At 58.0% G+C, this 25,273-nt stretch carries 19 protein-coding genes; 15 read left to right on the forward strand and 4 right to left on the reverse strand.

Annotated features, from left to right (window positions below):
* Positions 1-165: 165 nt before the first annotated feature.
* From DOU54_RS08250 to DOU54_RS08270, 5 genes are read left to right on the forward strand one after another with little or no spacing between them, the layout of a single operon-like run.
* Positions 166-417 (forward strand): acyl carrier protein, encoded by a 252-nt coding sequence (locus DOU54_RS08250; RefSeq protein ID WP_003504852.1) that lies wholly within the window; start codon positions 166-168, stop codon positions 415-417.
* A complete protein-coding gene (locus DOU54_RS08255; protein ID WP_113382072.1) occupies positions 417-1,598 on the forward strand; it encodes an acyl-CoA dehydrogenase family protein in 1,182 nt (393 codons plus the stop codon). The genes DOU54_RS08250 and DOU54_RS08255 overlap by 1 nt, the downstream gene beginning before the upstream one ends.
* A gap of 4 nt (positions 1,599-1,602) precedes the next feature.
* Entirely contained in the window at positions 1,603-2,511 is a 909-nt protein-coding gene (locus DOU54_RS08260; RefSeq protein ID WP_004443662.1) for an amino acid--[acyl-carrier-protein] ligase, read from the forward strand.
* A gap of 6 nt (positions 2,512-2,517) precedes the next feature.
* Entirely contained in the window at positions 2,518-3,501 is a 984-nt protein-coding gene (locus DOU54_RS08265; protein ID WP_113382071.1) for a DUF1839 family protein, read from the forward strand.
* The gene (locus DOU54_RS08270; protein WP_113382070.1) at positions 3,498-5,954 is read left to right on the forward strand and encodes a glycoside hydrolase family 2 protein; all 2,457 of its coding nucleotides are present in this window, start codon (positions 3,498-3,500) and stop codon (positions 5,952-5,954) included. The genes DOU54_RS08265 and DOU54_RS08270 overlap by 4 nt, the downstream gene beginning before the upstream one ends.
* Here DOU54_RS08270 and DOU54_RS08275 read toward each other — a convergent pair.
* Positions 5,922-7,736, reverse strand: coding sequence for an alpha/beta hydrolase family protein (locus DOU54_RS08275; RefSeq protein ID WP_193603311.1), 1,815 nt, complete (start codon positions 7,734-7,736; stop codon positions 5,922-5,924). The genes DOU54_RS08270 and DOU54_RS08275 overlap by 33 nt on opposite strands.
* A 344-nt stretch (positions 7,737-8,080) precedes the next feature.
* Here DOU54_RS08275 and DOU54_RS08280 point away from each other — a divergent pair, with 344 nt between their 5' ends.
* From DOU54_RS08280 to DOU54_RS08295, 4 genes are all read left to right on the forward strand, one after another.
* Positions 8,081-10,798 carry an ABC transporter ATP-binding protein gene (locus tag DOU54_RS08280; RefSeq protein ID WP_006699101.1) on the forward strand — a complete coding sequence of 906 codons (2,718 nt, stop codon included), beginning with the start codon at positions 8,081-8,083 and terminating at the stop codon, positions 10,796-10,798.
* Between the two features lie 43 nt (positions 10,799-10,841).
* A complete protein-coding gene (locus DOU54_RS08285) occupies positions 10,842-11,297 on the forward strand; it encodes a cyclic nucleotide-binding domain-containing protein (RefSeq protein WP_004443676.1) in 456 nt (151 codons plus the stop codon).
* 190 nt (positions 11,298-11,487) lie between these two features.
* Complete coding sequence (locus tag DOU54_RS08290) at positions 11,488-12,348, forward strand: MBL fold metallo-hydrolase (RefSeq protein ID WP_113382068.1); 861 nt, start codon at positions 11,488-11,490, stop codon at positions 12,346-12,348.
* A gap of 216 nt (positions 12,349-12,564) precedes the next feature.
* On the forward strand, positions 12,565-14,259 hold the full coding sequence (locus DOU54_RS08295) for an adenylate/guanylate cyclase domain-containing protein (RefSeq protein ID WP_113731052.1): 1,695 nt from the start codon (positions 12,565-12,567) through the stop codon (positions 14,257-14,259).
* A 33-nt stretch (positions 14,260-14,292) separates the two neighbouring features.
* Here the strand turns inward: DOU54_RS08295 and DOU54_RS08300 are convergent, their stop codons facing one another.
* Positions 14,293-14,775 (reverse strand): class I SAM-dependent methyltransferase, encoded by a 483-nt coding sequence (locus DOU54_RS08300; RefSeq protein ID WP_113382066.1) that lies wholly within the window; start codon positions 14,773-14,775, stop codon positions 14,293-14,295.
* A gap of 13 nt (positions 14,776-14,788) precedes the next feature.
* The gene (locus DOU54_RS08305; protein ID WP_162749683.1) at positions 14,789-16,129 is read right to left on the reverse strand and encodes a nucleotide sugar dehydrogenase; all 1,341 of its coding nucleotides are present in this window, start codon (positions 16,127-16,129) and stop codon (positions 14,789-14,791) included.
* Between the two features lie 127 nt (positions 16,130-16,256).
* Here DOU54_RS08305 and DOU54_RS08310 point away from each other — a divergent pair, with 127 nt between their 5' ends.
* Both DOU54_RS08310 and DOU54_RS08315 read left to right on the forward strand, forming a co-directional pair.
* Positions 16,257-17,354, forward strand: a complete 1,098-nt coding sequence (locus tag DOU54_RS08310) for a glycosyltransferase family 4 protein (RefSeq protein WP_004443685.1) — start codon at positions 16,257-16,259, stop codon at positions 17,352-17,354.
* Positions 17,351-18,094: a polysaccharide deacetylase family protein gene (locus DOU54_RS08315; RefSeq protein ID WP_022556905.1), complete on the forward strand. Its 744-nt coding sequence runs from the start codon at positions 17,351-17,353 to the stop codon at positions 18,092-18,094. Before DOU54_RS08310 ends, DOU54_RS08315 begins: the two co-directional genes overlap by 4 nt.
* Here the strand turns inward: DOU54_RS08315 and DOU54_RS08320 are convergent.
* Entirely contained in the window at positions 18,086-19,048 is a 963-nt protein-coding gene (locus DOU54_RS08320) for a glycosyltransferase family 32 protein (RefSeq protein ID WP_162749682.1), read from the reverse strand. The genes DOU54_RS08315 and DOU54_RS08320 overlap by 9 nt on opposite strands.
* A gap of 210 nt (positions 19,049-19,258) precedes the next feature.
* Between DOU54_RS08320 and DOU54_RS08325 the strand changes: the two genes are divergently transcribed.
* From DOU54_RS08325 to DOU54_RS08340, 4 genes are read left to right on the forward strand one after another with little or no spacing between them, the layout of a single operon-like run.
* Complete coding sequence (locus DOU54_RS08325) at positions 19,259-21,151, forward strand: ABC transporter ATP-binding protein (protein WP_004443693.1); 1,893 nt, start codon at positions 19,259-19,261, stop codon at positions 21,149-21,151.
* Complete coding sequence (locus tag DOU54_RS08330) at positions 21,148-23,049, forward strand: ABC transporter substrate-binding protein (protein ID WP_113382065.1); 1,902 nt, start codon at positions 21,148-21,150, stop codon at positions 23,047-23,049. Before DOU54_RS08325 ends, DOU54_RS08330 begins: the two co-directional genes overlap by 4 nt.
* Before the next feature lies 1 nt (position 23,050).
* On the forward strand, positions 23,051-24,049 hold the full coding sequence (locus DOU54_RS08335) for an ABC transporter permease (RefSeq protein ID WP_004443698.1): 999 nt from the start codon (positions 23,051-23,053) through the stop codon (positions 24,047-24,049).
* A complete protein-coding gene (locus DOU54_RS08340; protein ID WP_072495120.1) occupies positions 24,046-25,221 on the forward strand; it encodes an ABC transporter permease in 1,176 nt (391 codons plus the stop codon). Before DOU54_RS08335 ends, DOU54_RS08340 begins: the two co-directional genes overlap by 4 nt.
* Positions 25,222-25,273: the final 52 nt, after the last annotated feature.

Raw genomic sequence — 25,273 nt, forward strand, 5'->3', positions numbered from 1 at the left:
TTAGGCTTTTGTCAAGACCGGCGATCCATGCTTGGCAAAGGTGCGGGAATGGCGCATGCTGCCGTTAGTTGTAATTAACCTAACGGTTTAGGCGAATATTATCGTTTGCAACGTAACCATAAGCACAAACCATCCTGATGTGAAATTCATGGGAGATACGTCGGAATGAATGCGACTATACGTGAAATACTGGCAAAATTCGGCCAGCTTCCAACCCCCGTCGATACGATTGCAGATGAAGCCGATCTTTACGCGGCGGGCCTTTCTTCCTTTGCATCGGTGCAATTGATGCTCGGCATCGAAGAAGCATTCGATATCGAATTCCCGGACAATCTGCTGAACCGCAAGTCTTTCGCCAGCATCAAGGCCATTGAAGACACTGTTAAACTCATTCTCGATGGTAAAGAGGCAGCCTGATGAACGTCACCGTCGCGCCGCAGGATGAAACGCTGTCCGCGCGCGCGGGCCGTGTCGCGGCAATTGCCGCCAAATATGCGGACGAGGTGGATGTCACCGGCCGCTTTCCGCAGGAAGCCGTTGATGCATTGAGGCAGGAACGTCTGCTCGGCATACAGGTCCCCTCACTGCTGGGCGGCGAAGGCGCCTCCCTTCAGGAAATCGCCGATATCTGCGCTCGGCTTGGGCAGGGCTGTTCGGCAACGGCGATGATTTTCGCCATGCACCACATCAAACTGTCGAGTCTTGTGGAACATGGAGAGGCGAGCGCATGGCACGCGGACTTCATGCGCCGCGTCGCCGGCGAACAGCTTCTGCTCGGTTCCGCCACCACCGAAGGCGGCATCGGCGGCAATCTGCGTAACTCCATCTGCGCAATCGAAGTCGAAGGTGGTAGCTGCCGGCTGGAGAAGGACGCCACGGTCATTTCTTATGGCAGCAACGCCGATGCGATCCTGATTACGTCACGCGCCCACAAGGATGCCGCGCCCGCCGATCAGGTGATGACCGTCTTCCTGAAAAACCAGTATACGCTTGAGAAGACCCATGTTTGGGATACGCTCGGCATGCGTGGCACCTGTTCGGACGGCTTCCTGTTTCGCGGGCAAGCGCCGGCGGCGCAGATTTTCCCAAAGCCTTTCGCGGAAATCGCTGCACAATCCATGCTTGCAAGCTCGCATCTCCTATGGAGTGCCGTTTGGTATGGCATCGCCTCGGATGCGGTGCTGCGCGCCCAGTCTTTTGTCAGAGCCGCGGCCCGCAAGTCCCCCGGAACGGCTCCTCCCGGCGCGATCCGTCTAGCCGAGGTTTCCACCAAGCTGCAGGTGGTGAAATCCAACATCATAGCCGGTATCAAGGCTTACGAAGAGACCAAGAGCGACGCCGAAAAACTAATGTCGATGGCGTTTGCGGTGGCCATGAACAATGTAAAAATCTGCTCTTCGGAAACCATTCTCGAGATCATCGACCACGCCATGCTGGTCTGCGGCATCATGGGCTACAAGAACGGCACGCCCTACAGCCTCGGCCGGCACTTGCGCGACGCGCATTCCGCCCGCCTGATGATTTCCAACGACCGTATTCTCGGCAATTCCGCCAATCTCCTGCTGGTTCACAGGCAGGATACGAGCCTTTTGGGATAAGACCATGGACATGCAAACATCGTTCCTCGATCGACTGTTCGAAGAAGGCCTGCTGATTGAAACCGGTGTGGACGGTCTTTATGGACGCAGCGGCCAGTTCGAGGACGTGATTGCCGCCTTCGAGCGGCTGATCGACCGCACGGGCGGCGCTGACGGCGCCGAAGCGATCCGTTTCCCGCCCGGCATCAACCGCGCCTATTTCGAAAAAAGCGGTTACATGAAGAGCTTCCCGCAGCTCGCCGGCACGGTCCATTCTTTCTGCGGCTGCGAACTCGACCATGTCAGCCTGCTGAAGACCATGGATGAGGGCGGCGACTGGACCAAGGACCAGAAAGCGACCGACATCGTGCTGACGCCGGCGGCCTGCTACCCGCTTTATCCGACGATCGCCAAGCGCGGCGCACTGCCTGCCGGCGGCGGCCTCTATGACATTCAGTCCTATTGCTTCCGCCACGAGCCCTCCAAGGATCCGGCACGCCAGCAGCTTTTCCGCATGCGCGAATATGTCTGCATGGGCACCGAGGCCAACGTCACCGAATTCCGCCAGACCTGGATGGATCGCGGCGTTGAGATGATGAAAGCGGTCGGGCTCGATGTCACCATCGATATCGCCAACGATCCTTTCTTCGGCCGCGCGGGCAAGATGCTCGCCAACAACCAGCGCGACCAGAACCTGAAATTCGAACTGTTGATCCCGGTCACGTCAACGACCAGCCCGACAGCCTGCATGAGCTTTAACTACCATCAGGACGCCTTCGGCCAGAAATGGGGTCTGAACCTCGATAATGGCGATGTCGCGCACACCGCCTGCGTCGGTTTCGGCCTTGAACGCATCGCGCTAGCGCTGTTTGCGCATCATGGCCTCGACGTCAAGAAATGGCCTGCGAAAGTCGTGGAAACACTCTGGGGCTGATTATCCATGCGGCAGATTTTCCCCGGTCTCGATCCCAAAAACTATGTGCAGCATCCGCTCCATTCTTCCGAGCGGATGTGGCCGGAAACCAATTGCTACATAGACCTGTGGATCGAGGTACTGGCCTCGAAAGGCTTATCCCCGGAAGCCATGTTCGGTTTCACCCTGACGCAGGATTTCGAGGGTGACCAGTTCACCTTCTTCAAGGTGCCGCTGGAGGATCTCGAAGCGCTTTACGGCGTTCGCGTCACCGAACTGGCGATCTTCGACAGGGTGGAAAACCACATTGAGGCGCAGCTGGAACGCGGCCGCATCTGCCTGATCGAGATGGACAGTTTCTATATGCCCGATACCCATGGGGTGGGCTATAAAAAGGAGCACGGCAAAACCACCGTCGCCATCAACCGGCTAGACTTGGCAAACCGGGAACTCGACTATTTCCACAATGCCGGCTTTTTCCATCTGTCAGGCGAAGATTTCGACGGATTGTTCCAGCATCACCTCGCCGAGACCGATCCGCCCTTCCTGCCCTACACCGAATTTGCGAAATTCGCAGACAGCAATCCGTCGCCGGCACATATTCGCAAAACGGCCGAGCGGCTGCTGAGATTTCATTTTTCAAGACGGCCATCCGCCAATCCGGTTAGGGCTTTTTCAGCCGTGTTTCCGGCGCAGGTGGAAAAGGTCGCCGACAGGCCTTTTGGCTTTTTCCACAAATATGCCTTCAACACGCTGCGCCAGCTCGGCGCCAATTTCGAACTGGCGGCAAGCCACCTCGAATGGCTGGACGCGGATAGTTTTTCTGAGGCGAAGAACCACGCGCTAAAAATCTCCGAAGTTGCCAAGACCGTGCAGTTCCAGCTTGCCCGCGCCGTCACCCGCCGCAAATTCGATGCGCTGGCCACCGTGCTCAATCCGGCCGCGGACGCGTGGGATGGTCTGATGCAAAGCCTTGGCAAAAAACTGTCTGATGCCAGCGAGGCCGCGTGAGGACCTATCTTCCGGGTGAAAGCGAGGAATTGCTGAGCGAAGGCTGGACGCTGGCGCTGACGCCCGCCGATGCCTATGAAACGCCCTCCGATATTCCCGCCTCGCTCGAAAGCCTCCATGTCTCCGTTCCCGGAACCGTGGCGCAGGCTTTGGAAGCCGCTGAAAAGTTCGACCGCCTCGCTCCGACGCCCCTCAATGACAGGGACGCCTGGTACAGGCTGACGATGATTTCCGATGTCCGGGAGCGTGCCACCCTGCGCTTCGACGGTCTTTCCACCATCGCGGAGATCTTCTTCAACGGTGAGCTGATCGCGGCAAGCCAAAGCATGTTTGAAAGACTGGAAGTGCCTGTGGAACTGACGGGGGCGGATGAACTCGCGATCTGCTTCAGAGCGCTGGCACCCCGACTTGAAAAAACCGGTCCCCGCGCTCGCTGGCGGCCGCAAATGATGAATACGCAGGGGCTGCGGCTGATCCGCACCACTGCACTGGGTTATATGCCTGGATGGTGCCCGGAAATACACGCCGCCGGCCCATGGCGACCCATCAGCCTGATACGGCAGAACGGAATTCTCTGCACGCTGCAATCTTCGCTGGACGGGGCCGGAACGGGAACGGTCAGCATCGCGCTGCAAGGTAGCCGCCCGATAAAGTCGGCAAAGCTTGGCTGCGCCGGTTACAGCGCCGATCTTTCTCTCGACGAGGGCGGCACACTTTCCGGCGAACTGCGCATAACTGATGTGGAACAATGGTGGCCACACACGCATGGCAGGCCAACTCTGCATGACGTCGTTCTTGAGCTGGACGGCACACAATATCGCCTTGCACGCACGGGCTTCCGGCAGGTCGAGATCGATCACGGCGAAGACGGTAAAGGTTTCGGCCTCAGGGTGAACGGTCAACCGGTGTTCTGCCGTGGCGCGGTCTGGACGACGGCCGACATCGTGCGCCTGCCGGGAACGAGGCCGGACTACGAGCCATGGCTTCGAAAAGCAGCGGAAGCAGGCATGAACATGATCCGCATCGGCGGCACCATGACCTATGAAACCCCGGAATTCTTCGCACTTTGCGACGAACTCGGCATCATGGTCTGGCAGGACGCCATGCTCGCCAATTTCGATTATCCGGCAAGGGACGAGAGTCTGCGCCAGCACATCGTCACGGAAATCTCGCAGTTCCTTGAAGCCACCGCGCTTTCTCCATCGCTCGCCATCTTTTGCGGTGGCAGTGAAATGTACCAGCAGGGCGCGATGCTCGGCCTTCCGGAACAGATATGGAAGGGAACGCTGACCGAAGAGGTTCTGCCAGAACTTCTTGCCGACAAGCGGCCGGACGCGGCCTATGTCGCCAATTCCCCCTCCGGCGGCGCATTGCCCTTTTTTCCGAACACCGGGGTCGGCCATTATTACGGCGTCGGCGCCTATTGCCGTCCGCTGGAAGATGCGCGTCGCGCCGGTCTGCGCTTTGCCGCCGAGTGCCTGGCCTTCGCCAATGTTCCCGAACAGGAAACGCTTGACAGGTATCTACCCGGCGTGGCCGTGCACGATCCACGGTGGAAAGCGCGTGCACCGCGCGATCGCGGCGCCTCCTGGGATTTCGAGGATGTTCGCGATCACTATCTGAAGCTGCTTTACGATGTCGAACCGGACGTTCTGCGGCGAGAAGACGGCGGTCTTTATCTCGACATGTCCCGGGCCGCGACGGCCGAAGTCATGGAGGCGACTTTCGCCGAATGGCGGCGCAGCGGTTCATCCTGCCAGGGCGCTCTTGTCTGGACCCTGCAGGACCTCCTTCCCGGTGCAGGCTGGGGTATCATCGATGCCACCGGCAGGCCGAAATCCGTCTGGCATGCGCTGAAAAGGGCGTTTCGCCCCGTCCAAGTCAATCTGCTCGACGAGGGCATGAACGGGTTGGACATTCAGCTGATCAACGAGACCGGCGACACCTTCGAGGGCATGCTCGAACTCACCTGCCTGCGCGACGGCGCCCAGCCCGTCGTTCATGCCAAGCGGTCGATCACGCTGTCATCGCGACAGAGCCAGACGATTGCCGCGACTGATCTGTTCGGGGCGTTTTTCGATACGACCTACACTTACCGTTTCGGCCCGCCGTCCCATGATGTCACGGTGGCCCGGCTTCGCGACGTTGCGACCGGACAAGTCATTGCTGATGCATTCCATTTTCCGCTCGGCCGGAAAAAGGCGCTGCAGGCGGCAAACCTCCAGGTCGCCATCAGCCAAAACAACGATATCTGGTCGCTTGAGATCGGCACTGACCGTCTGGCGCAGTCTGTCCATGTTGCCGCAGAAGGTTACCGCGCTTCGGAAAACTGGTTCCACCTTGCTCCCGGCGAGAGCAGAAAGATCGGCCTTGTGCCGGAGACCGCAGGATCTCAGACGCCTCCTTCCGGTGACGCGGTGTCATTGGGGTCCAGGCGGCGATTTTCCTTTTAGGGCCACGCGCGTCACGGTCTCCATATAGGTTCTCTTCGCCTCAGGCGTGGAGAGGTTGTGGTCGGCATCGGGGATGATGGTCAGCGACACATTTCGATAGGCGGACAGCCCCTGCCCGTCGGCGTCGAAATAATAGCGGAAATGCTCCAGACCATCATCATTGTCGCTGTAAAGCAGATTGACGGCAGTCCCTTTTGCTTTCAGCAGATCGAAAGCGCGGTATACGGCCCGTCCTTCCTCGCTGCCACGGCGGAACAGCCTCGCGGTTTTTGTCGAAAGCTTCTTCATCGTCGCCTTGACGATATTCAATCCGGCACTGACAACATCCACATCGCCGCTGATGAGACGCTTGAACGTGGCGCCCTGACGAAAGCGCTGACTGTATTCCCCAAAGGAACGGGGCCGCTTGTGCAACGCCTCATCGACCGAACGGCCTTTCCGCCAGTGGAAGACAACCGGGTTCACGGCAACCACCGCTTCAATCCTGTCATCGACAAGCGCGCCGTTGAAGGCGAGGTATGCGCCGCTACATCGGCCCGCCGCGATGAACGGACCATTGCTGCCCCGTTCTAGGAAATCGAGCGCGGCGGACACATCGTCATTCTGCGCGGCATCGTAAAGAACCTGATCCGGCACGCCTTTGACCGGCGGACTATCGGCAATGTTGGCCGCATCGAAACGGAGGGAAGCGACACCCTCCCGGGCAAGCGCCCGGGCGATCTGCACCGAAAGCCTGCCCCAGCCCGCGTGCCGGTCATAGGCCGCCCCGAGCAGCAAAACCGAGGAGACCGCACGCCGGTCGTCCGGTGTGCAGGAAACGCCAAAAAGTCGCCCGCCCTCACCAAACTGCACCGGCTGTTCGAAAAAACCCTGACCGCGCTGCGCCGCGTTGATGACGAAATCAGCCGGGCAGGCCGCGGAGCCTGAGGCCTGTGTCTGCGAAGAGACCCAGCCCACCAGCCGGCTCACCACATTTTCCGATATTTTCGACAGCGTGGGACTGGAAACGAGATCGTCATAGCCCGAAAATTCGGCCTCCTCCACCTCACCGCCGATTGCGGTGAGGTGTGTGGCGAAATCACCGTCCGTGACGCGGCCCGGCCTCGACAGAACGAGAATGCGGCGAGCCGGAGCGGCATCGAGATTCGAAAGATTGATCTTCTTGACGGTATCGGCCACACCGGCTGGCATCGCCATGCCGGCGATTGCACCAGCCTGTGGCATGCGTTGGCTGGCACGCAGGCCAAGTCCATCGTCGATCATCGAAGACCACATCGCCAGTTCGCGCAGATAGGCACGTCCTGAGACGACGGGTGCCAGAAACGCCATGGAACTGGCGGCTCCGGCAAGCGCCTCCGCAGCGATCGGGCAACCGAGGCCCTGGGCGATGACGACCACGCCCGAGCATCCGGAGAGGCGCCTGAGATAGTTCAGCGCCGCCCGCGTATCGGAAAGCCAGTCCGCCACGCGGCCCGCATCTTCCGGATCAAGTGCATCTCCGGTGCCAAGATAGTCAAACCGCAGGCTGGCGACGCCGCAAGCCGCAAGCCGTTCGGCCAGAACCCTTTGGAACTTGCGGCTGCAAAGCTCCTCCATGCCCCACGGGCTGACAAAAAGAACGGCGTGTTCCTGCCGCAAGTCCTGGCGTGCCGGATGAAAAATACCCGCAAGCCCTTCAAAGGAAACCGGACGGGCGATCGTGCCGTCCGCCGCGATGCCGGAAAGCAATAATGCATCGAGGGAAGAATTACTGCTTGTATGCTCTGAAATATCTATTGCCATAGACCTTGCCACCATTGCGCCAGCGTCGGGCTCAACCATTACGGGATCACTATACCGAAGTGTCTTAATGCCTGTTCTACAATAAAAACAATAACATTAGAGAATCCTAAAAATACCATGTCGTCTGGATCGACGAAAACGCATGCGATGCAGACAGAATGGCTTCGCGTGGCGACAGGTCGCGTTTGAGCCGCTATTTTTCTCGAAACCGCTTGAATATGCTGATAAATAGCGAGTCACATACCTATTTGCAGGAGGAGGTTGCGCCACCCGGCCGCCGGATCATCTAGACACCGCGCAAACCAACACGCCGGGCCCGCCCCGACAGGTCATAGAAGTTTTATATGGAACAAAGCCTTACGCGTTACATCTGGTCGCATACCAAGCGGCAGCAGCTTTTCATCCTGCTGATCGTCGCCCTGTCCATGATCCCTTATTTCCTCGCCTTCGACCTGCCCAAGCAGATCGTCAACGGCCCCATTCAGGGAGACGGCTTCGAAGGAGCGAATGCAACCCAGCTCTTCATGCATCTCACGGTCGATATCCCCTATTGGGGCACCGTGACCCTGTTCCCCGGGCTTGAGCTCAACCGCATGTCGATGCTGATGGCGCTCAGCCTGACGTTCCTTGCGCTTGTTATCATCAATGGGCTCTTCAAATATTACATCAATACCTACAAGGGCCGGCTTGGCGAACGGCTTCTGCGGCGTATTCGCTTCGAACTTATCGACAAGATCCTGAGGTTTCCGCCCAGCCATTTCAAACGGGTGAAGGGCGCTGAAATCTCCAGCATGGTGAAGGACGAGGTAGAGCCGCTTGGCGGTTTTACCGGCGACGCCTTCGTGCAGCCGGCCCTTCTCGGCGGCCAGGCGCTCTCCGCCCTCTTCTTCATTCTCGTGCAGAACTTCTGGCTCGGCCTGATCGCGGCCTTCATGGCAGCAATTCAGGTCGGCATCATTCCCAAGATGCGCCGCCGCCTCATCGAACTCGGCCGTCAGCGGCAGCTGAGTGCACGCCAGCTCGCCGGACGTATCGGTGAAATGGTCGACGGCATCGGCACGATTCATGCCTATGACACGTCCAATTACGAGCGTGCGGATGCTTCGCATCGCCTCGGCGACATCTTCAAGATTCGCTACGATCTCTACCAGTGGAAGTTTCTGGTCAAATTCATCAACAACTTCCTTGCCCAGCTGACCCCCTTCTTCTTTTATGCGCTGGGCGGATATCTGACCCTGAAGGGCAGCCTCGATGTGGGGCAGCTGGTCGCCGTCATCAACGCCTATAAGGAACTGCCAGGGCCGCTGAAGGAGCTGATCGACTGGGATCAGGCCCGGCAGGATGTGCAGGTAAAGTACGAGCAGGTCTTCGAACAGTTCGATGCGCCGAACATGATCGACGAGAAGGTGCAGAAACTTTCTCCCGGTGCCGTCGCAGCCATCAGCGCACCGCTCGTCGTCGCCAATCTGACGCTCGAAGACGATAGCGGCAGCCGGCTTCTGGAACAGGCATCCCTCAAGATCGAGCCGGGTGAGGTTATCGCCATCGTCGGTGGTGCGGGAGGCGAGGCACTGGCGGATGCGATAGGCCGCACGCTCTGGCCGAGCTCAGGCAAGATCAGCATCAACGACGTCGACATTCTGGAATTGCCGGAATCGCTGACGGGACGGCGCATCTCCTACGTGTCTTCGGACAGCTATTTCTTCCATGCCAGCCTGAAGGACAACCTGCTATACGGTCTCAAACACGCGCCGCTTGCAGAGAAAAACTATGAGGGCGCGGCGCTGGACCATCGCAAATGGGAAATCCGTGAAGCGAAGATGGCCGGCAATCCGCTGATCGACATCAACAGCGAATGGATCGATTATGCTTCGAGTCCGGCAGGCGACGGCAAACCGGAAAATCTCATACAGGCCATTCTAGCTGTTCTCGACAGTGTGGAACTGTCGCAGGATATTCTGGAATTCGCCCTGCGATCGTCGATCGACCCGTTGACAGACCTGCATCTCGCCGCCCGGATCGTTGAATTGCGACATGTCCTGCGCGCCGAGCTGGAAAAGGAAAATCTGAGCGGCCTGATCGCGCCTTTCGAGCTGGAGAGCTACAATAGCGAGGCAACGGTCGGCGAAAACCTGCTTTTCGGCACCATGCGGGACTCGTCCCAGTCAATCAGGACGGTCATCGAAAGCGACTATTTCCGCTCTTTGATGCGCGAGACCGGCCTGGTCAAAACCCTGTTCGAAATGGGCTACACGATCGCCGAGAACATCGTGGAAATCTTCGCCGATCTGCCGGGGGATCACCCCTTCTTCCAGCAGCTCACCTTCATGACGCCTGACGATATTCCGGTCTATCAGCAGATGCTGCAACGCCTTCAGGGCCGGAATTTCGACGAGGCCAATGAAAGCGAAAAACGCGCGATGCTGCGGCTGAGCTTCTTCTATATCGAGCCCCGCCAGCGTTTCGGCCTGCTGACGCCGGAAATCATGAACCGCATCGTCGAGGTCCGGCACATGTTCCATGAGAAGCTGCCCGACAGTCTGAAAAACGTGATCGAAATCTACGATCCGACCAAATACATGAGCGCCACCAGTCTTCTGGATAATATCCTCTTTGGCAAGGTAAGCCACCGCTACACCGATGCTTCAAGGCGCATCACCCGCATCGTTGCTGACGTCATGCGCAAGCAGGGCGTTTACGAACGGGTGCTGGCGGTGGGTCTGGATTTCAATCTGGGTGCAGGCGGCAAGCGGCTAGGCCCGCTACAGCGCCAGAAGCTTAATCTGGCAAGGGCGCTGATCCGGAAATCCGACATTTACGTCTTCAACCGCCCGCTTCCGGGCCTCGACCCGAGACAGCAGGAAGAAATTGTTGAACGGGTCATCACACTCCTGAAACAGAACAACAATAACCCCTCGATCATATGGGTTCTGTCGAATGCGCACCTCTCGCGCATGTTCGAGAGGGTCATCGTTGTTCATCAGGGGCTGATCACCGCTGACGGAAGTTACGAGACTCTGGTCGAGGAAAACGGTACATTCAAGGAGATGGTCGCGACATAATTCCAAGAATGTGACCGAGGTGGAACAATAACAGGGTAAGGCAATGCTGTTCAAAGACGAAATTCAGATGCTGAAAAGGGTGCCGTTTTTTTCCGAAATGGAACCCTCCAAGTTGAAACTGCTCGCATTCGCATCGGACCGCGTTTCCTATCACGCCGGCGACGTGCTGTTCCGGCAGGGTGACGTCGGCGACGCGGCCTATGTGCTGCTGACCGGAAAGGTGGATGTTCTTGTCGATTCTCCCTCTGGCACTTTGAAAGTGGCGGAAATGACGGGCAACGCCATCGTCGGGGAAATCGCAATTCTCTGCGACAGCGTCAGAACCGCCACCGTCCGCGCCTCCACCAATGTGGAAGCTCTTCGGATCGGCAAGGAACAATTCTTCAAGCTGATGTCCGATTTCCCCGATATCACTATCAAGGTCATGCGCGTTCTGGCCGAACGTCTCACCCAGACGACGGCTGAACTCAGCAAAGCCAGGACAAACGCCAGAACATAAGCGGCAATTCTATGCTCCCCCGGCGGTCGATATTGGAAAAATAAATGTCGTACTATTGCAATATAAATGAAATGCTGACTGAATAAGGGGTAAAGGCATCCGCCCGAAAAGGGCGGGAAATAAGATCTATAGAGACAACGGGCTTCATGGGAGGAAAGCGTGCAAGATTCCGTTGTCATTGGGGTGTGTCATGGCGTTCAATTCCGACACTGCGGGTCGGGAAAGTAACAGAAATTTTCGGGTGAAGATCTGGGGGGCGCGGGGAACGCTTCCTGTTTCAGGTGAAAACTTCCGAAAATACGGTGGGAATACCATCTGCATCGAGGTTCGATGCGGCGACCATGTCCTTTTGTTCGATGCGGGGTCGGGACTTCATCCCGCAGGTATGGCGCTTCGGGCGGAGGGGGTTACCGACGTCGATCTTTTCTTCTCCCATTGCCACTACGACCACATTGTCGGTTTTCCCTATTTCAAGCCATTCTATAATAGCTGCAATGACGTCTCGATTTGGTCGGGTCATCTCGCGGGCGCCATGACGACACGGGAAATGCTCAAGGACTTCATGAGCCCGCCCTGGTTTCCTGTGCCGCTGGAAATTTGCTGCGCAAAAATCGACACGCGGGATTTCATGCCCGGTGATACCCTAGACGTCCATCCGGGCCTCTCGATCCGAACCGGCATGCTGAACCATCCTGGCAACGCCGTCGGATACCGGCTGGACTGGGAGGGAAAGTCCCTCGCCATCATCACCGATACCGAACACGAGCCCGGCGGCATCGACGAAACTGTGCTTGATCTCATCCGGGATACCGATCTTTTCCTCTATGACGCCATGTTTACCGATGACGAGATGGGCCTTTATCGCGGCTATGGCCATTCGTCCTGGCAGCAGGCGATCCGCCTCGCCCAGTTGGCCGATGCGAAAAATGTCGGTTTCATCCATCATGCCCCAAGCCGCAGCGACGAAGAGCTGGACATGATCGAAAAACAGGCGAAAGCCGTGTTCAGCGGCGCATTCGCAGCCATGGACGGTCAGGTCATCGAAATCTGATAGCCGCCGTCATGGTGTTTTTGACTTCGCGTGACTATTTGACCGGAAATCTGAAGAGGCCTCACCAGTCATTGGTGGCTTCGAGTACTTAAACACGCATAATTGACCATCGCCGCTCGTTTGCTCCACGATATTGCCACGAGATGTCATGCACTAAAGACGCGACGATCGACCGACTGATGATTCTGGGCCGAACGACCTTACGATGGGATTTGCATGATCCGTTTCTTTTCGGAAACCAGTTTGAGACGCGCCCGGATTTTATCCGGCCTGATTATATTTGCCTTTGTCTTTTCGCATCTTTTCAATCATTCCCTTGCGCTCATTTCCATCGACACCGCCGAACGGGCACGAAAATGGTTCAGCCTCATCTGGCTCAACCCTGTTAGCAGCCTGCTTTTCTACGGCTCGGTCCTGGTGCATGTCAGCCTGGTCCTGCGCTCGCTTTATCAGCGTCGAACGTTGCGCATGCCGCTTCGTGAAGCGCTTCAGGTCATCTTCGGCCTGTCGATCCCGTTCCTCATTCTGAGCCATGCAGTGAATATCCGCGTGTCGCACATGCTCTACGGCATCGACATTGGTTATTATACCGTCGTCCGCCGGCTCTGGATCAACAATCCTATGGGAGGCGCGTGGCAAAGTCTCGCCCTGATCGTCATCTGGATACACGGATGTATCGGCCTCTATTTCTGGCTGCGTTATCGCGACTGGTACCCGAAAATCGCCGGCATCTTCATGACCATAGCTGTAATGCTGCCGCTTCTGGCGCTGCTGGGCTTCAGCGATGCCGGCCGTTGGCTCGAGGAAGTCGACCGCAAATATGCGCTCCCTCCGGGACTGGGCGACACAATCGTTCAGAGAGACGAACTTCCGCTGCAGCGGGAGATGGAAACACGAATCCGCTTTATCACCGGGACGACAGAGGCGATTTTTGCCGGCGCGGTGATGCTGGTCTTCGCGATGCGCGGTGTAAGAAGCTGGCGACAGCGGTTGACGGCCATCGAAATCCGCTACGAACATGGTGCGCAGGCGCGCGTGCCGGCGGGACTCAGCATTCTGGAAGCCAGCCGTCTGGCAGGCATCCCGCATTATTCCGTATGCGGCGGTAAAGGACGATGTTCGACCTGCCGGGTGAGAGTCATGGAAAGCAAGGGGCAGCTCCCTCCGCCCGGAGACATCGAGCAAACCACATTAAGACGCATCCATGCCGATTCGGATGTGCGGCTCGGCTGCCAGCTGCGTCCCACCCATGATCTCGGCGTTGCCCTTCTGGTTTCACCGCCCCAGCACAGTGACCTGCCGGCGGACGCCCAGCCGGCCCGGCCGGGCCGGGAAGAGGAGATCGCCATTCTCTTCTGCGATCTGCGCAATTTCACGACTTTGTCGGAAGCGAAGCTGCCCTACGATGTCGTCTTTCTCCTGAACCGCTATTTCACCATCGTCGGCCAGGCCGTCGAACAGGCGGGGGGCCATCTCGACAAATTTATCGGTGACGGCGCCATGGCGCTTTTTGGACTAGGCGACGACAGCCAGCACGCCTGTCGCAATGCCATGAAGGCGGCAGCAATCATATTGCGGGATATTGCGATCCTGAACGAAGGGCTGGAGAAACAATTCGCCGTGCGTCTTGAGGTGGTGGTTGGCATTCACGCAGGTCCGAGCATCGTCGGGGTCATGGGATACGGGGCTGCCAAAACGCTGACGGCCATTGGCGATACCGTCAACGTGGCAAGCAGGCTTGAATCCAAAGCCAAGGAATTTGGCGCCGCAATCGTGGTCTCCGAACCGGCCATCATACAGGCGGGACAGGATATTGCCGATCTCAGAAGCGAACAGGTCGCCATTCGCGGTCGAAACTCGCAAATGAAGGTGTTTCTACTCTCGGAGGAAGAGAGCGAACGCTATTTGTGACAGGACCCGGAAGTTTGCGGCCGGACCGATCTTTTAGATCTTGCGATAGAGAAAATAACGGTCCGTCGGCACGCTCTCCGGAACCGGCAACGGTTTCAGCAGGGGATGATCGAGAGGCAGACCGCTGACAGCGACGCCGCCTTTCGCCAGCATGCCGGCGGCGAGATCGGGCAACCATGTCAATGTGATCGCATCTTTTTCCGGATAGCCCGTGCCGATATCGGCATGCACCATTGCCGCTTCCGCACCGACGAATGCGGGAGCGGTCTGCGATATCTCGCCGATCACCAAGTCTTCGTCTGCCGGAACGGACGAGGCATGGGCGCCCATGGCCCTGTCAAACGCAACGATCCTGCGCCCCGGAAACAGTTCCCGCAGATGATTGAAAGTTCGCCCGTTTCCAAGGCCGATTTCCATGAGCGCACCCTCATCCGGCATATCAAGATTGGCGGCGACATGATTGAGAATGTCACGCTGCGCGGTCAACCGGCGAATGAAACTGTCCAGTCTGCTCATGATCCGTCCGTTATCAGGCCTTGATGATGTGTCTTGCGGAAATGCCCCGGCGCGCGAAGGCGTTTCGCGTGTCGATGATCAGCGGAGCCCATTCGGCAAGGTCGGCATAGTCCACATTGTCATGGTCGGTCGCAACCAGAACAGCATCGAAAGCGCTGATGGACTGCCTGTCCCAGGAGACGGACTTCATGCCCATCAGGTGGCTGTATTCCCGTGTCTTCGGGATTTCGGCCACATGCGGATCAAAATAGGCCGCTTCGCCACCGCGCTCCTGAACAAGCTCGATGAGCTTCAATGAAGGGCTTTCACGAATATCGGGCACATTTTTCTTGTAGGCGAGACCGACGACCAGCACCTTCGAGCGGCTGAGCGCCTTGCCGGAATGGATGTCGAGCGCTTCCGCAACCCGCCCCACAACGTGGCGCGGCATGCCGGTGTTGATTTCACCTGCAAGCTCGATGAACCGCGTTGGCAATTCATATTCGCGAGATTTCCAGGTGAGATAGAAAGGGTCGATCGGTATGCAGTGACCGCCAAGACCGGGGCCGGGATAAAATGGCATGAAACCGAACGGCTTGGTTTTTGCCGCATCGATGACTTCCCATATATCGATACCCATGGCCTCGTAGACGACCTTAAGTTCGTTGACGAGCGCAATATTGACGGCGCGGAAGACATTTTCGGTGATCTTCACGGCCTCCGCCGTCGCATTGGTCGAGACCGGAACGATTTTCTTGACCACCGATCCGTAAAAAGCCGCCATCAGCTGCCCAGCGGCCTCGCCGTCACCCGCAACGACCTTCGGAATGGTCGACGTCTCAAAGTCCCGGTTGCCGGGATCTTCCCGCTCGGGGGAAAAGCCGATGAAGAAATCGATACCTGAGACGAGACCGGTGCTCTCCAGAATGGTTTTCACAATCCCATCGGTAGTGCCGGGATAGGTGGTGGATTCCAGCACCACAAGCTGCCCCGTGCGCAGATGCACGGCAATGTCGTGACAGGTCTTCTCGACATACGAAAGGTCTGGCTCGCGATACTTCGTCAACGGCGTCGGTACGCAGATGGCGATCACGTCACACTCGGCCAATCTGGAGAAGTCGCATGTGGCAACAAAGCCGTCATTTTGCTTGGCTCCTGCGAGCACGGCATCCGAAACCGCCTCGATATAGCTCTGACCCGCATCTATCGCAGTAATTTTACCGGGGTCGATGTCGAAACCGACAACCTTGAAACCAGCTCTGGCGATTGTCATGGCAAGCGGCAGGCCCACATAGCCGAGGCCGATCACGCCCGCTTTGGCGCTCTTGTTCTCAATGCTGGAAAGCAGGGCTTGGGAAATGTCTGGAGAAGTCAAAGCGTGTCACGCTCCGCGCATGTGCAAAAGATGTCTTTCAGTTGGGCAAGAATGGCGAGGCTGTCAAGGCTCCGCGTCTTCAAATTCCGGTTGACGCCAGAGGCACGACCAACGCACAACCATCCGTATGAAGATCGCGTTTTATTCGCCGCTCAAAGCACCCAACCACCCCGTTCCTTCCGGCGACCGGTTGATGGCCCGCCTGTTGATGCAGGCGATGGCAATGGGTAGCCATGAGGTTTTTGTCGCGTCCGAGCTGCGAAGCTTCCTGAGACAGCCGGATGATCCCGAGCGGTCGTCCCTCGCCGACCGGGCCGAACGTGAAGTAGAGACTATTGCGGAGCGCTGGCGGTTGCACGGCGCACCGGACCTGTGGTTTTGTTATCACCCGTACTACAAGGCTCCAGACCTGCTCGGACCGGAACTCACCAGCCGTTTCAATATATCCTACGTCACCGCCGAAGCATCCTATTCGCCAAAGCGCAACGCCATGGGCTGGCAGGCAGTGCAGGACGGGTTGTTGTCGTCGTTGAACGAAGCCGCAGTCAATATCTGCTTCACCGAACGGGATCGCGAAGGGCTCGTACAGGCCTCTCCTGGGCTTCAATGGGCGATGCTTCCGCCTTTCATCGACCCCGCGCCCTTCCTCAAGGTTGTTCCCCAGCCGAAACGGACACGGCTCATCACCGTCGCCATGATGAGGGCGGGCGACAAACTCGAGAGCTATCGCGCCCTGTCGAACGCTCTCGCCCTGCTACCACAAGACCTAGACTGGACACTTGAGATCGTTGGCGACGGTCCGGAACGTGAGGCGGTGCAAGCCATGTTCAGCGGCTTCCCTGAAAATCGCCTCGTCTGGCACGGGCAAAAAGCCGCAGACGAGATCGCAGCGCTTCTCTCGAAAGCTGCCATTTATGTCTGGCCGGGTCACGGCGAGGCCTACGGCCTTGCCTATCTGGAAGCACAGGCAGCCGGCCTGCCCGTCATCGCCGAAAAAGTGGCGGGCGTTCCCGAAGTCGTAAAATCTGGCGCCACCGGATTACTGACACCTGAAAATGATAGTGCCGCTTATGCCGATGCGATCAAGGCCCTGCTTTACGACGACAGGCGGCGACAGGAACTGGCAAAAGCAGCCCGCCGGTTCGTCATGCATGAACGGTCTCTGGAAAATGCCGCAACGAAGCTGAACGATATTTTGATGCAAGCAAAGGCACGAAGATCATGAGTCTCGAAAAACTCGTCGCAGCACTGGACGAATGCGGACGTCGCGGCATTTCGGCCGATCTGTGGCTCAGGGACGACGATGCAGTGGACCCGACGGGGGCACTCGATACCCTGCTTGATCTTTGCGAAAGTTTCTCGGTTCCGGTCACCCTCGCGGTCATTCCCGAAACGACGACCCGCAGGCTCGCGCAGCATCTGGATGCCTCGGACATTGCCCAGGTGGCGGTTCACGGCTGGTCGCATACCAATTATGCCGGCGATGGACAAAAGAAACAGGAGCTTGGCCTCCACCGGGAACTTCCCCTCGTTCTCGACGAGCTGCAGTCCGGGCTGGAAAAACTCTACGATCTGCATGGACCGCGTGTCGTGCCGATGCTGGTGCCCCCGTGGAACCGCATCGACGCCCATATAGTGAGGGAACTGACAGGGCTTGGATATCGGGCCCTCTCCGTTTTCGGTCCGGAGAAGGACACAGCGCCGCCATGTCTGAATACGCATGTGGATGTGATCGATTGGCATGGCAGCCGCGGCGGCCGTGACCACGATGTCCTGTTTGCCGAGACGGCGGCCCGCATCCTGCGCGCTGCCGAGGAAGGCGGCACAATCGGCATCCTTACCCATCATCTCGTGCACGATGACACCGTCTGGCATTTCCTCCGGCGGCTTTTCGAGGTGACCGCACGGCACCGCGCAGCACGCTGGTGCTCCTCTAAAGACCTCGTCGAAGCAATCTCACCATGATTTCCAGGCGATCAGCAGCCCGCCGGCATCCTTGGCCAAATCCCGCCTGATCGCCTCAACTGTATCAAACGGCGTTCGGTCCGGAACGGATGCCGCGACAAACGCTGCCGGTGCAAGGCTGATGCTTCCCTGCCGGGCAATGACGGTGAAAATCAACGGCCCGGTGGACCACCACGCCGGCGCGCGCGGCATTTCTTCGAGAATGTCGGGAAAGGCGGCCAGCATTTTGCGAAAGACCGGATGCGCAGCTGGAGCGGCAATGAAGGAATTAGCGAGAAGCATACTTCCCTGTCCGGTATTCCGCGGCGTTTTTTCATCAAACGCCGTGAGACCCGCAAGGGGAAGGAATGAATCGAAACTCACGTCGTCGCGCGCCGGATACCAGTCGCAGTCGAGATAGATGCCGCCGAACCGCTCGAGCAGGATGTAGCGGGCGACGTCAACAGCACCCGGATAGTCGCCCTCGCTCAGCATCCTGTTAAAGACGCTATTCGCAAAAACCCCTTCCCGCTCAAGATCGCCTTCCCGCCAAAGGCGATAATCGTAGCCGTGCTTCAGCGCATGGGCAGCCCAGGCTTCGACCGACATGGGCGGCGATTTCTCGCCAATCCATATCTGATGAATGAGCCTCGGCACATCCTCCCGGCTTTTGAGGTTTATTGTGCGGCTTTCTTCCACGGAAAATCGCGCATATTTTTCCAGCACCTGCGGGGGTGGCACCAGCGTATACTGATAACCGATCCTTGCGACCATATCGCCTTCGGCCTTGGCAAGACGCAGCCGTGCGGCATGCAGCCGGCGCGGCAGGCCGAGCACCGTCTGCTCTCCCATCAGATGCCCGTCCTTTGCTGCAACCAGCGATAAGAGAAGCGCGTTCGCCTCAGCATATTGGCCGTTATTCTGCAACTGACGCGCATCGTTCAGCTTGGCGTCGTAATATTTCTTGTCGGACATGGATCCTCGTTCGAAAGCTCCCGTCAGCATATTACGAAACAAGCGCGGTGGGGCAAGTCGCAGCATTTCGGAAGCCGGCTTCAAATTTGCTAAAGAATTCGATGTTTCAGAAGGATAGACAGACAACAAACCCTGCGATAACGTTGCTTTAAGCCCTCCCGAGCAATTGTCACAAGGCAACGATAAAGAGGCGGCAAGGAACCCTTTGGCATGAGCGCAGGCGCAGATTTGCTCCGTATCGAAAATCTGCAGGTCTCGTTTTCTCTCATGGGTGGAACGATCGATGCAGTCAGGGGGGCGAGCCTCCGCATTCTTCCGGGAAAAGTAACCGCATTGGTCGGTGAATCCGGCTCCGGAAAATCCGTCATTGGCCAGACGATCATGGGCATCCATCCCAAGACCGCTCGTGTGAATGGCCGCGTGCTGTTCACCGATCCGGAAAACACTGCGGGCGGTCCCGTCGATCTTTTGCAATTGCCCAAAGACGGCCGCGAAATCCGCGCCATCCGTGGCAACCGCATCGGGCTGATCTTTCAGGAGCCCATGACCTCTTTTTCGCCGCTGCACACCATCGGCAACCAGATTGACGAGGCGCTCAGAATCCACAGCATCCTTTCGCCGGCGGAACGTGCGGAAAAAATGTATGAGACACTCGATCTCGTCGGGTTTTCGAACCCGAAGAAGGTCGTGAACATGTATCCTTTCGAGCTTTCAGGCGGCATGCGCCAGCGCGCCATGATCGCCATGGCGCTGATCTGTCGTCCCGCGCTTCTGATCGCCGACGAACCCACGACGGCGCTTGATGTGACCATTCAGGCGCAAATCCTCAAGCTGCTGCGTGACCTGCAGAGCAGGCTGAATATGAGCATGCTGCTAATCACCCATGACCTCGGCGTGGTGGCGAACATTGCAGATGAGGTTGCCGTGATCTATCAGGGCGAGATCATGGAAGCCGGCACGGTCGATGATATCTTCAAATCGCCAGCCCATCCCTATCTCAAGGGTTTGATGGCAGCCGTTCCGCATTTCGACATGAAGCCGGGCGAGAGGCTGAAGGCGCTACGCGAAATCAACGTCGACCATGAAAGCCTGGTGGGCAAGAAAACCGCGACGGTCAACAAAACCCCTGGTCCGCTTTTGACCGTGGACAATATCAGCAAGACATTCACGACGCGCAAATCGAGCTGGTTCCGCAAAGGTGACGCCAGCGCAACCAAAGCGGTAAACAGCGTCAGCTTTGAGATCCGTCGTGGAGAATGTCTGGGACTGGTCGGCGAAAGCGGCAGCGGCAAGACAACCGTCAGCAAAATCCTCATGCGCGCCGTTCGTCCGGATCAGGGTTCCGTCACCTTCCACCGTCCGCAGGGCGATATCGATGTCCTCAACGCCCGGGACGATGACCTGAAAGAGCTCCGGTCGAAGATACAGATGGTCTTTCAGGACCCGATATCGTCGCTATCGCCGCGCATGACCGTGGGAAACATCCTGAGCGAGCCGCTGGAAATCCACGGTCGGGGTGATGCGAAATATCGCTCCGAAAAAGTGCGCAACCTCGTCAGGGCCATCGGGCTTGGGGAAAGCGCGCTGAACCGTTATCCGCACAGTTTTTCGGGCGGGCAAAGACAACGTATCGGCATTGCAAGAGCCCTCGCACTTGGCCCGGAACTGCTGATCTGCGACGAACCCGTCTCCGCTCTCGATGTTTCCGTGCAGGCGCAAATTCTCAATCTGCTGAAAGATTTGCAGCAGGATCTCGGGCTTACCTACCTCTTCATCTCGCATAATCTTGCGGTGGTGGATTATATGGCCGATCGCGTGGCGGTCATGTGCGAGGGCCGCATCGTGGAGCTGGCGCCACGGGAAATCCTGATGCGCGCTCCGGTGCATCCCTATACGAAATCCCTGCTGGCCGCCGTGCCTTTCCCCGATCTCGACCGTCCGCTCGATTTCCGCACCATCGGCAAGATCAGCGCGACGGGCAAATTCGACTGGGGCAAACAGTTCCGCGACGAGGGGGATGGCGAGATGGTATCGGCCGATCTTGGGGAAGGCCATTTCGTACTTGCGAACGGCAATGCCGACATGCGGGAGCTTCGCCCTTGATCACGCGTCGCACCGCTCTTGCCCTCTTGGCCTCCGTCTTTGTGCCGGCTTATGCGCGGGCCTCCTATACCGACCCCACCTACTTCAAGGAAAAACGCGAAAAGGGCGAATTGCCCGACATCGCCGAGCGCCTGCCGAAAAACCCGCGCGTCATCGACATGAAGGCACTTGGCCGAGAGCCAGGGCAACATGGTGGATCGGTACGTATGCTCATTGGCGGCCAGCGCGACATTCGCCTGATGCCGATCAGCAGCTATGCCCGCCTTGTCGGTTACGACGAAAAATTCGAACTTCATCCGGATATTCTCGAAAGCCACGACGTACAGGAAGAACGCATCTTCACCTTCAGGCTGCGCGAAGGCCATAAGTGGTCCGATGGCAGTGATTTCACGTCAGAGGATTTCCGCTATTTCTGGGAAGATGTCGCCCTCAATAAGGAAATCCACAAGGGCGGTCCGCCGATCGAGCTTCTGGTCAATGGCAAACCGCCCCAGATCGAGGTCGTTGACCGACTGACCGTGCGATACACCTGGGACGGCCCCAATCCGGATTTTCTGGCAAAACTGGCGGCCGCCTCGCCGGCGCGGCTGTTCTTGCCTGCCGCCTATATGAAACAGTTCCACATCAAATATCAGACGGCGGAAAAGCTCGCCAAGCTGATCAAGAAAAACAAGACAGACGACTGGAGCGGGCTGCATATCAAGATGTCGCGGCAGGTGCGCCCCGAAAATCCGGATCTGCCAACGCTCGATGCGTGGCGTAACACAACCGCGCCGCCGGCCGAACAGTTCGTGTTCGAACGCAACCCCTATTATCACCGCGTCGATGAAAACGGCCTGCAACTGCCCTATCTCGACCGCTTCCTGCTCAACGTCACCTCGTCGGATATCATCTCGGCCAAGACGGCGTCGGGCGATAGCGACCTGCAATATTTCGGCCTCGATTTCGCTGATTACACTTTCCTGAAGGATGCCGAAAAGCGCTTTCCCCTGAAAGTTAATCTCTACAAGCGCTCCCAGGGCTCGCGCATCGCGCTGCTGCCAAATCTCAATTGCGCCGACCCGGTCTGGCGCAGCGCTTTCCAGGATGTGCGTGTGCGCCGCGCGCTCTCGCTCGCGATAAACCGGCACGAAATCAACATGGTCTGTTTTTACGGGCTCGCGAAGGAAAGCGCAGATACCGTACTGCCGGAAAGCCCGCTTTACCGGCAGGAATTTGCGGACGCCTGGAGCGCTTTCGACCGCGCAGCGGCCAACAGGCTGCTCGATGAAGCGGGTCTCGACAAGCGCGACAATGCCGGCCTTCGGCTCCTGCCTGATGGTCGACCCGCCTATATCATTGTCGAGACGACAGGCGAAAGCACGCTCGAAACAGACGTGATGGAGCTGGTGACGGATCACTGGCGACATATCGGCATTGCCGTTTCTGTCCGCCCCACCCAGCGCGATGTTTTCCGCAAGCGCGCCATGGGCGGAGAAGTGCTGATGTCGGTGTGGATGGGTATGGACAATGGCGTGCCAACGGCCGACATGCTGCCTTCCGGCCTTGCCCCCACCGGTGACGACCAGTTGCAATGGCCGGTCTGGGGGATTCACTATCTATCCGGCGGCCGCGAAGGCAGAGAGCCCGATCTGCCGGAAGCGGCCCATTTGCTTGATCTTCTGAAAAAATGGCGTCGCAGCGTCACCGAGGAAGAACGTCAGGCAATCTGGCTGGAAATGCTTGGCGTCTATACGCAGCAGGTATTTTCCATCGGCATCGTCAACGGCGCGCTGCAGCCCGTCGTCCATGTCAAGCGCATGCGGAACGTGCCGGAAAAGGCGCTTTTCGGTTATGAACCCACTTCCTATCTCGGCGTCTACATGCCGGATAGCTTCTGGTATGACGGAGACGCCTGATATGCTGCGGTATATTCTGAAGCGCGTCCTCGTCATGATCCCGACGCTCATCCTGATCTCGATGCTGGTTTTCACCATCATCGAACTGCCCCCGGGCGATTATTTCGAAAGCTATGTCGCTGAGCTGCGCGCCATGGGCGAAACGGCAAATCTTGCCGAAATCGAGGAACTGCGCGTCCGCTACGGCTTCGATCAGCCCGCCCCGATCCGCTATTTCCGCTGGGCGACCGGCATGCTTGTCGGCGATTTCGGTTATTCCTTCGAATATCAGCTACCCGTGAGCGACGTGGTGGGAGATCGCCTGTGGCTGACGGTTCTGGTTTCCTTCGTCACCATCATTGTCACCTGGCTGCTGGCTTTTCCGATCGGCATCTATTCCGCCACGCATAAATACAGCTGGGGCGATTACGGGCTCACCTTCCTCGGCCTGCTCGGCATCGCCATCCCCAACTTCATGCTGGCATTGATTCTGATGTACTTCGCCAACATATGGTTCGGCATCTCCATAGGCCATCTGATGGACCGGGAATATCTGAACCAGGCGATGAGCTGGGCGAAGTTCAAGTCGATCCTTGAGCATATCTGGATTCCCGTTCTCATCATCGGAACGGCGGGCACGGCCGGCATGATCCGCCGCCTGCGCGCCAATCTTCTGGATGAATTACAGAAGCAATATGTGGTCACCGCCCGCGCCAAGGGCCTGCACCCTTTCAGGGTATTGACCAAATATCCGCTGCGCATGGCCCTGAATTTTTTCATCTCGGATATCGGCTCGATCCTGCCTGCCATCATATCGGGCGCGGAAATTACTGCCGTCGTCCTGTCGCTCGAGACCACCGGCCCCATGCTCATCCGGGCGTTGCAAAGCCAGGACATGTATCTGGCGGGTTCGTTCCTGATGTTCCTTGCGTTCCTGACGGTGATCGGCGTTCTGGTGTCGGATATCGCCCTTGCCATACTCGATCCAAGAATCCGCTTCGGAGGTGGTAACGTCAAATGACTTCATCCATTCCGAATCCCGGCGAAGCCCTGCCGCACTATGTCTCGACCGCGCCCTTCGACCCGTCGCTGATCGAACCCAACACGTCTGGCATGGCGGCCTTCAGCAAAGCCTCGCAGTTGAAGCTCATGTGGTGGCAGTTCCGCCAGCACAAGATCGCGGTGTGGTCCGGCGCCTTTCTGGTGGTGCTTTACCTTTCGATTCTGATCTGCGAGTTCCTCGCCCCCTATAATCTCCACACCCGCAATATCGAACACATATACGCCCCGCCCCAGGCCATCCACCTCTTCAATGACGGGAAATTTGTCGGCCCCTTCGTGTATGGCCGTGAAATGACGCTCGACATGGAAAATCTGAGGCGTGTCTACCGGGACGTGCCGACCGATATCCAGCCGCTGCGTTTCTTCTGCAAGGGTGACACCTATCGTTTCTGGGGCATGTTCGAGGGCAGAACCCATCTCGTTTGCCCGGCAGAAGGCGGTGAACTGTTCCTTCTCGGCACCGACCGCCTCGGGCGTGACGTGCTGTCCCGCATCATCTACGGCGCGCGCATTTCACTGACCATCGGCCTCCTCGGCGTCGCCATGAGCTTCGTTCTCGGCATTGTGATCGGTGGCCTGGCGGGATATCGCGGCGGCACGTTTGACCTGATTGTCCAGCGCATCATCGAGGTCCTGCAATCCATTCCCAGCATTCCGCTATGGCTGGCGCTCGCGGCCATCATGCCGGTAACCTGGAGTCCGATCCTCGTTTATCTCGGCATCACCATCATTCTCGGCATGCTGGACTGGACCGGGCTAGCGCGCGCCGTGCGTTCAAAGCTACTGGCGTTGCGCGAGGAAGACTATGTTTTGGCTGCGCAATTGATGGGAGCGGGCACACCGCGTATCATTGGCCGACATCTTATTCCGGGCTTCATGTCCCATCTTATCGCCTCGGCCACCCTGACGATACCGGGCATGATCCTTGGCGAAACAGCGCTCAGCTTCCTGGGCCTCGGCCTGCGCCCTCCGATCACAAGTTGGGGAATTCTGCTCACGGAGGCGCGCAGCGTCAGCGTCATTGCGCTATATCCCTGGCTTCTCATCCCGACGATCCCTGTCGTTCTCGTCATTCTGGCCTTTAATTTCTTCGGTGACGGACTACGTGATGCTGCGGACCCCTTCAGATAAAATGGAATACACCTTGATAAACTGCCCTTCCGAAGCCGCCTTCATCGTGAAA

Origin of the sequence: Agrobacterium sp. MS2 (assembly GCF_003261015.1) — a bacterium.
Lineage (GTDB): Bacteria > Pseudomonadota > Alphaproteobacteria > Rhizobiales > Rhizobiaceae > Agrobacterium > Agrobacterium pusense.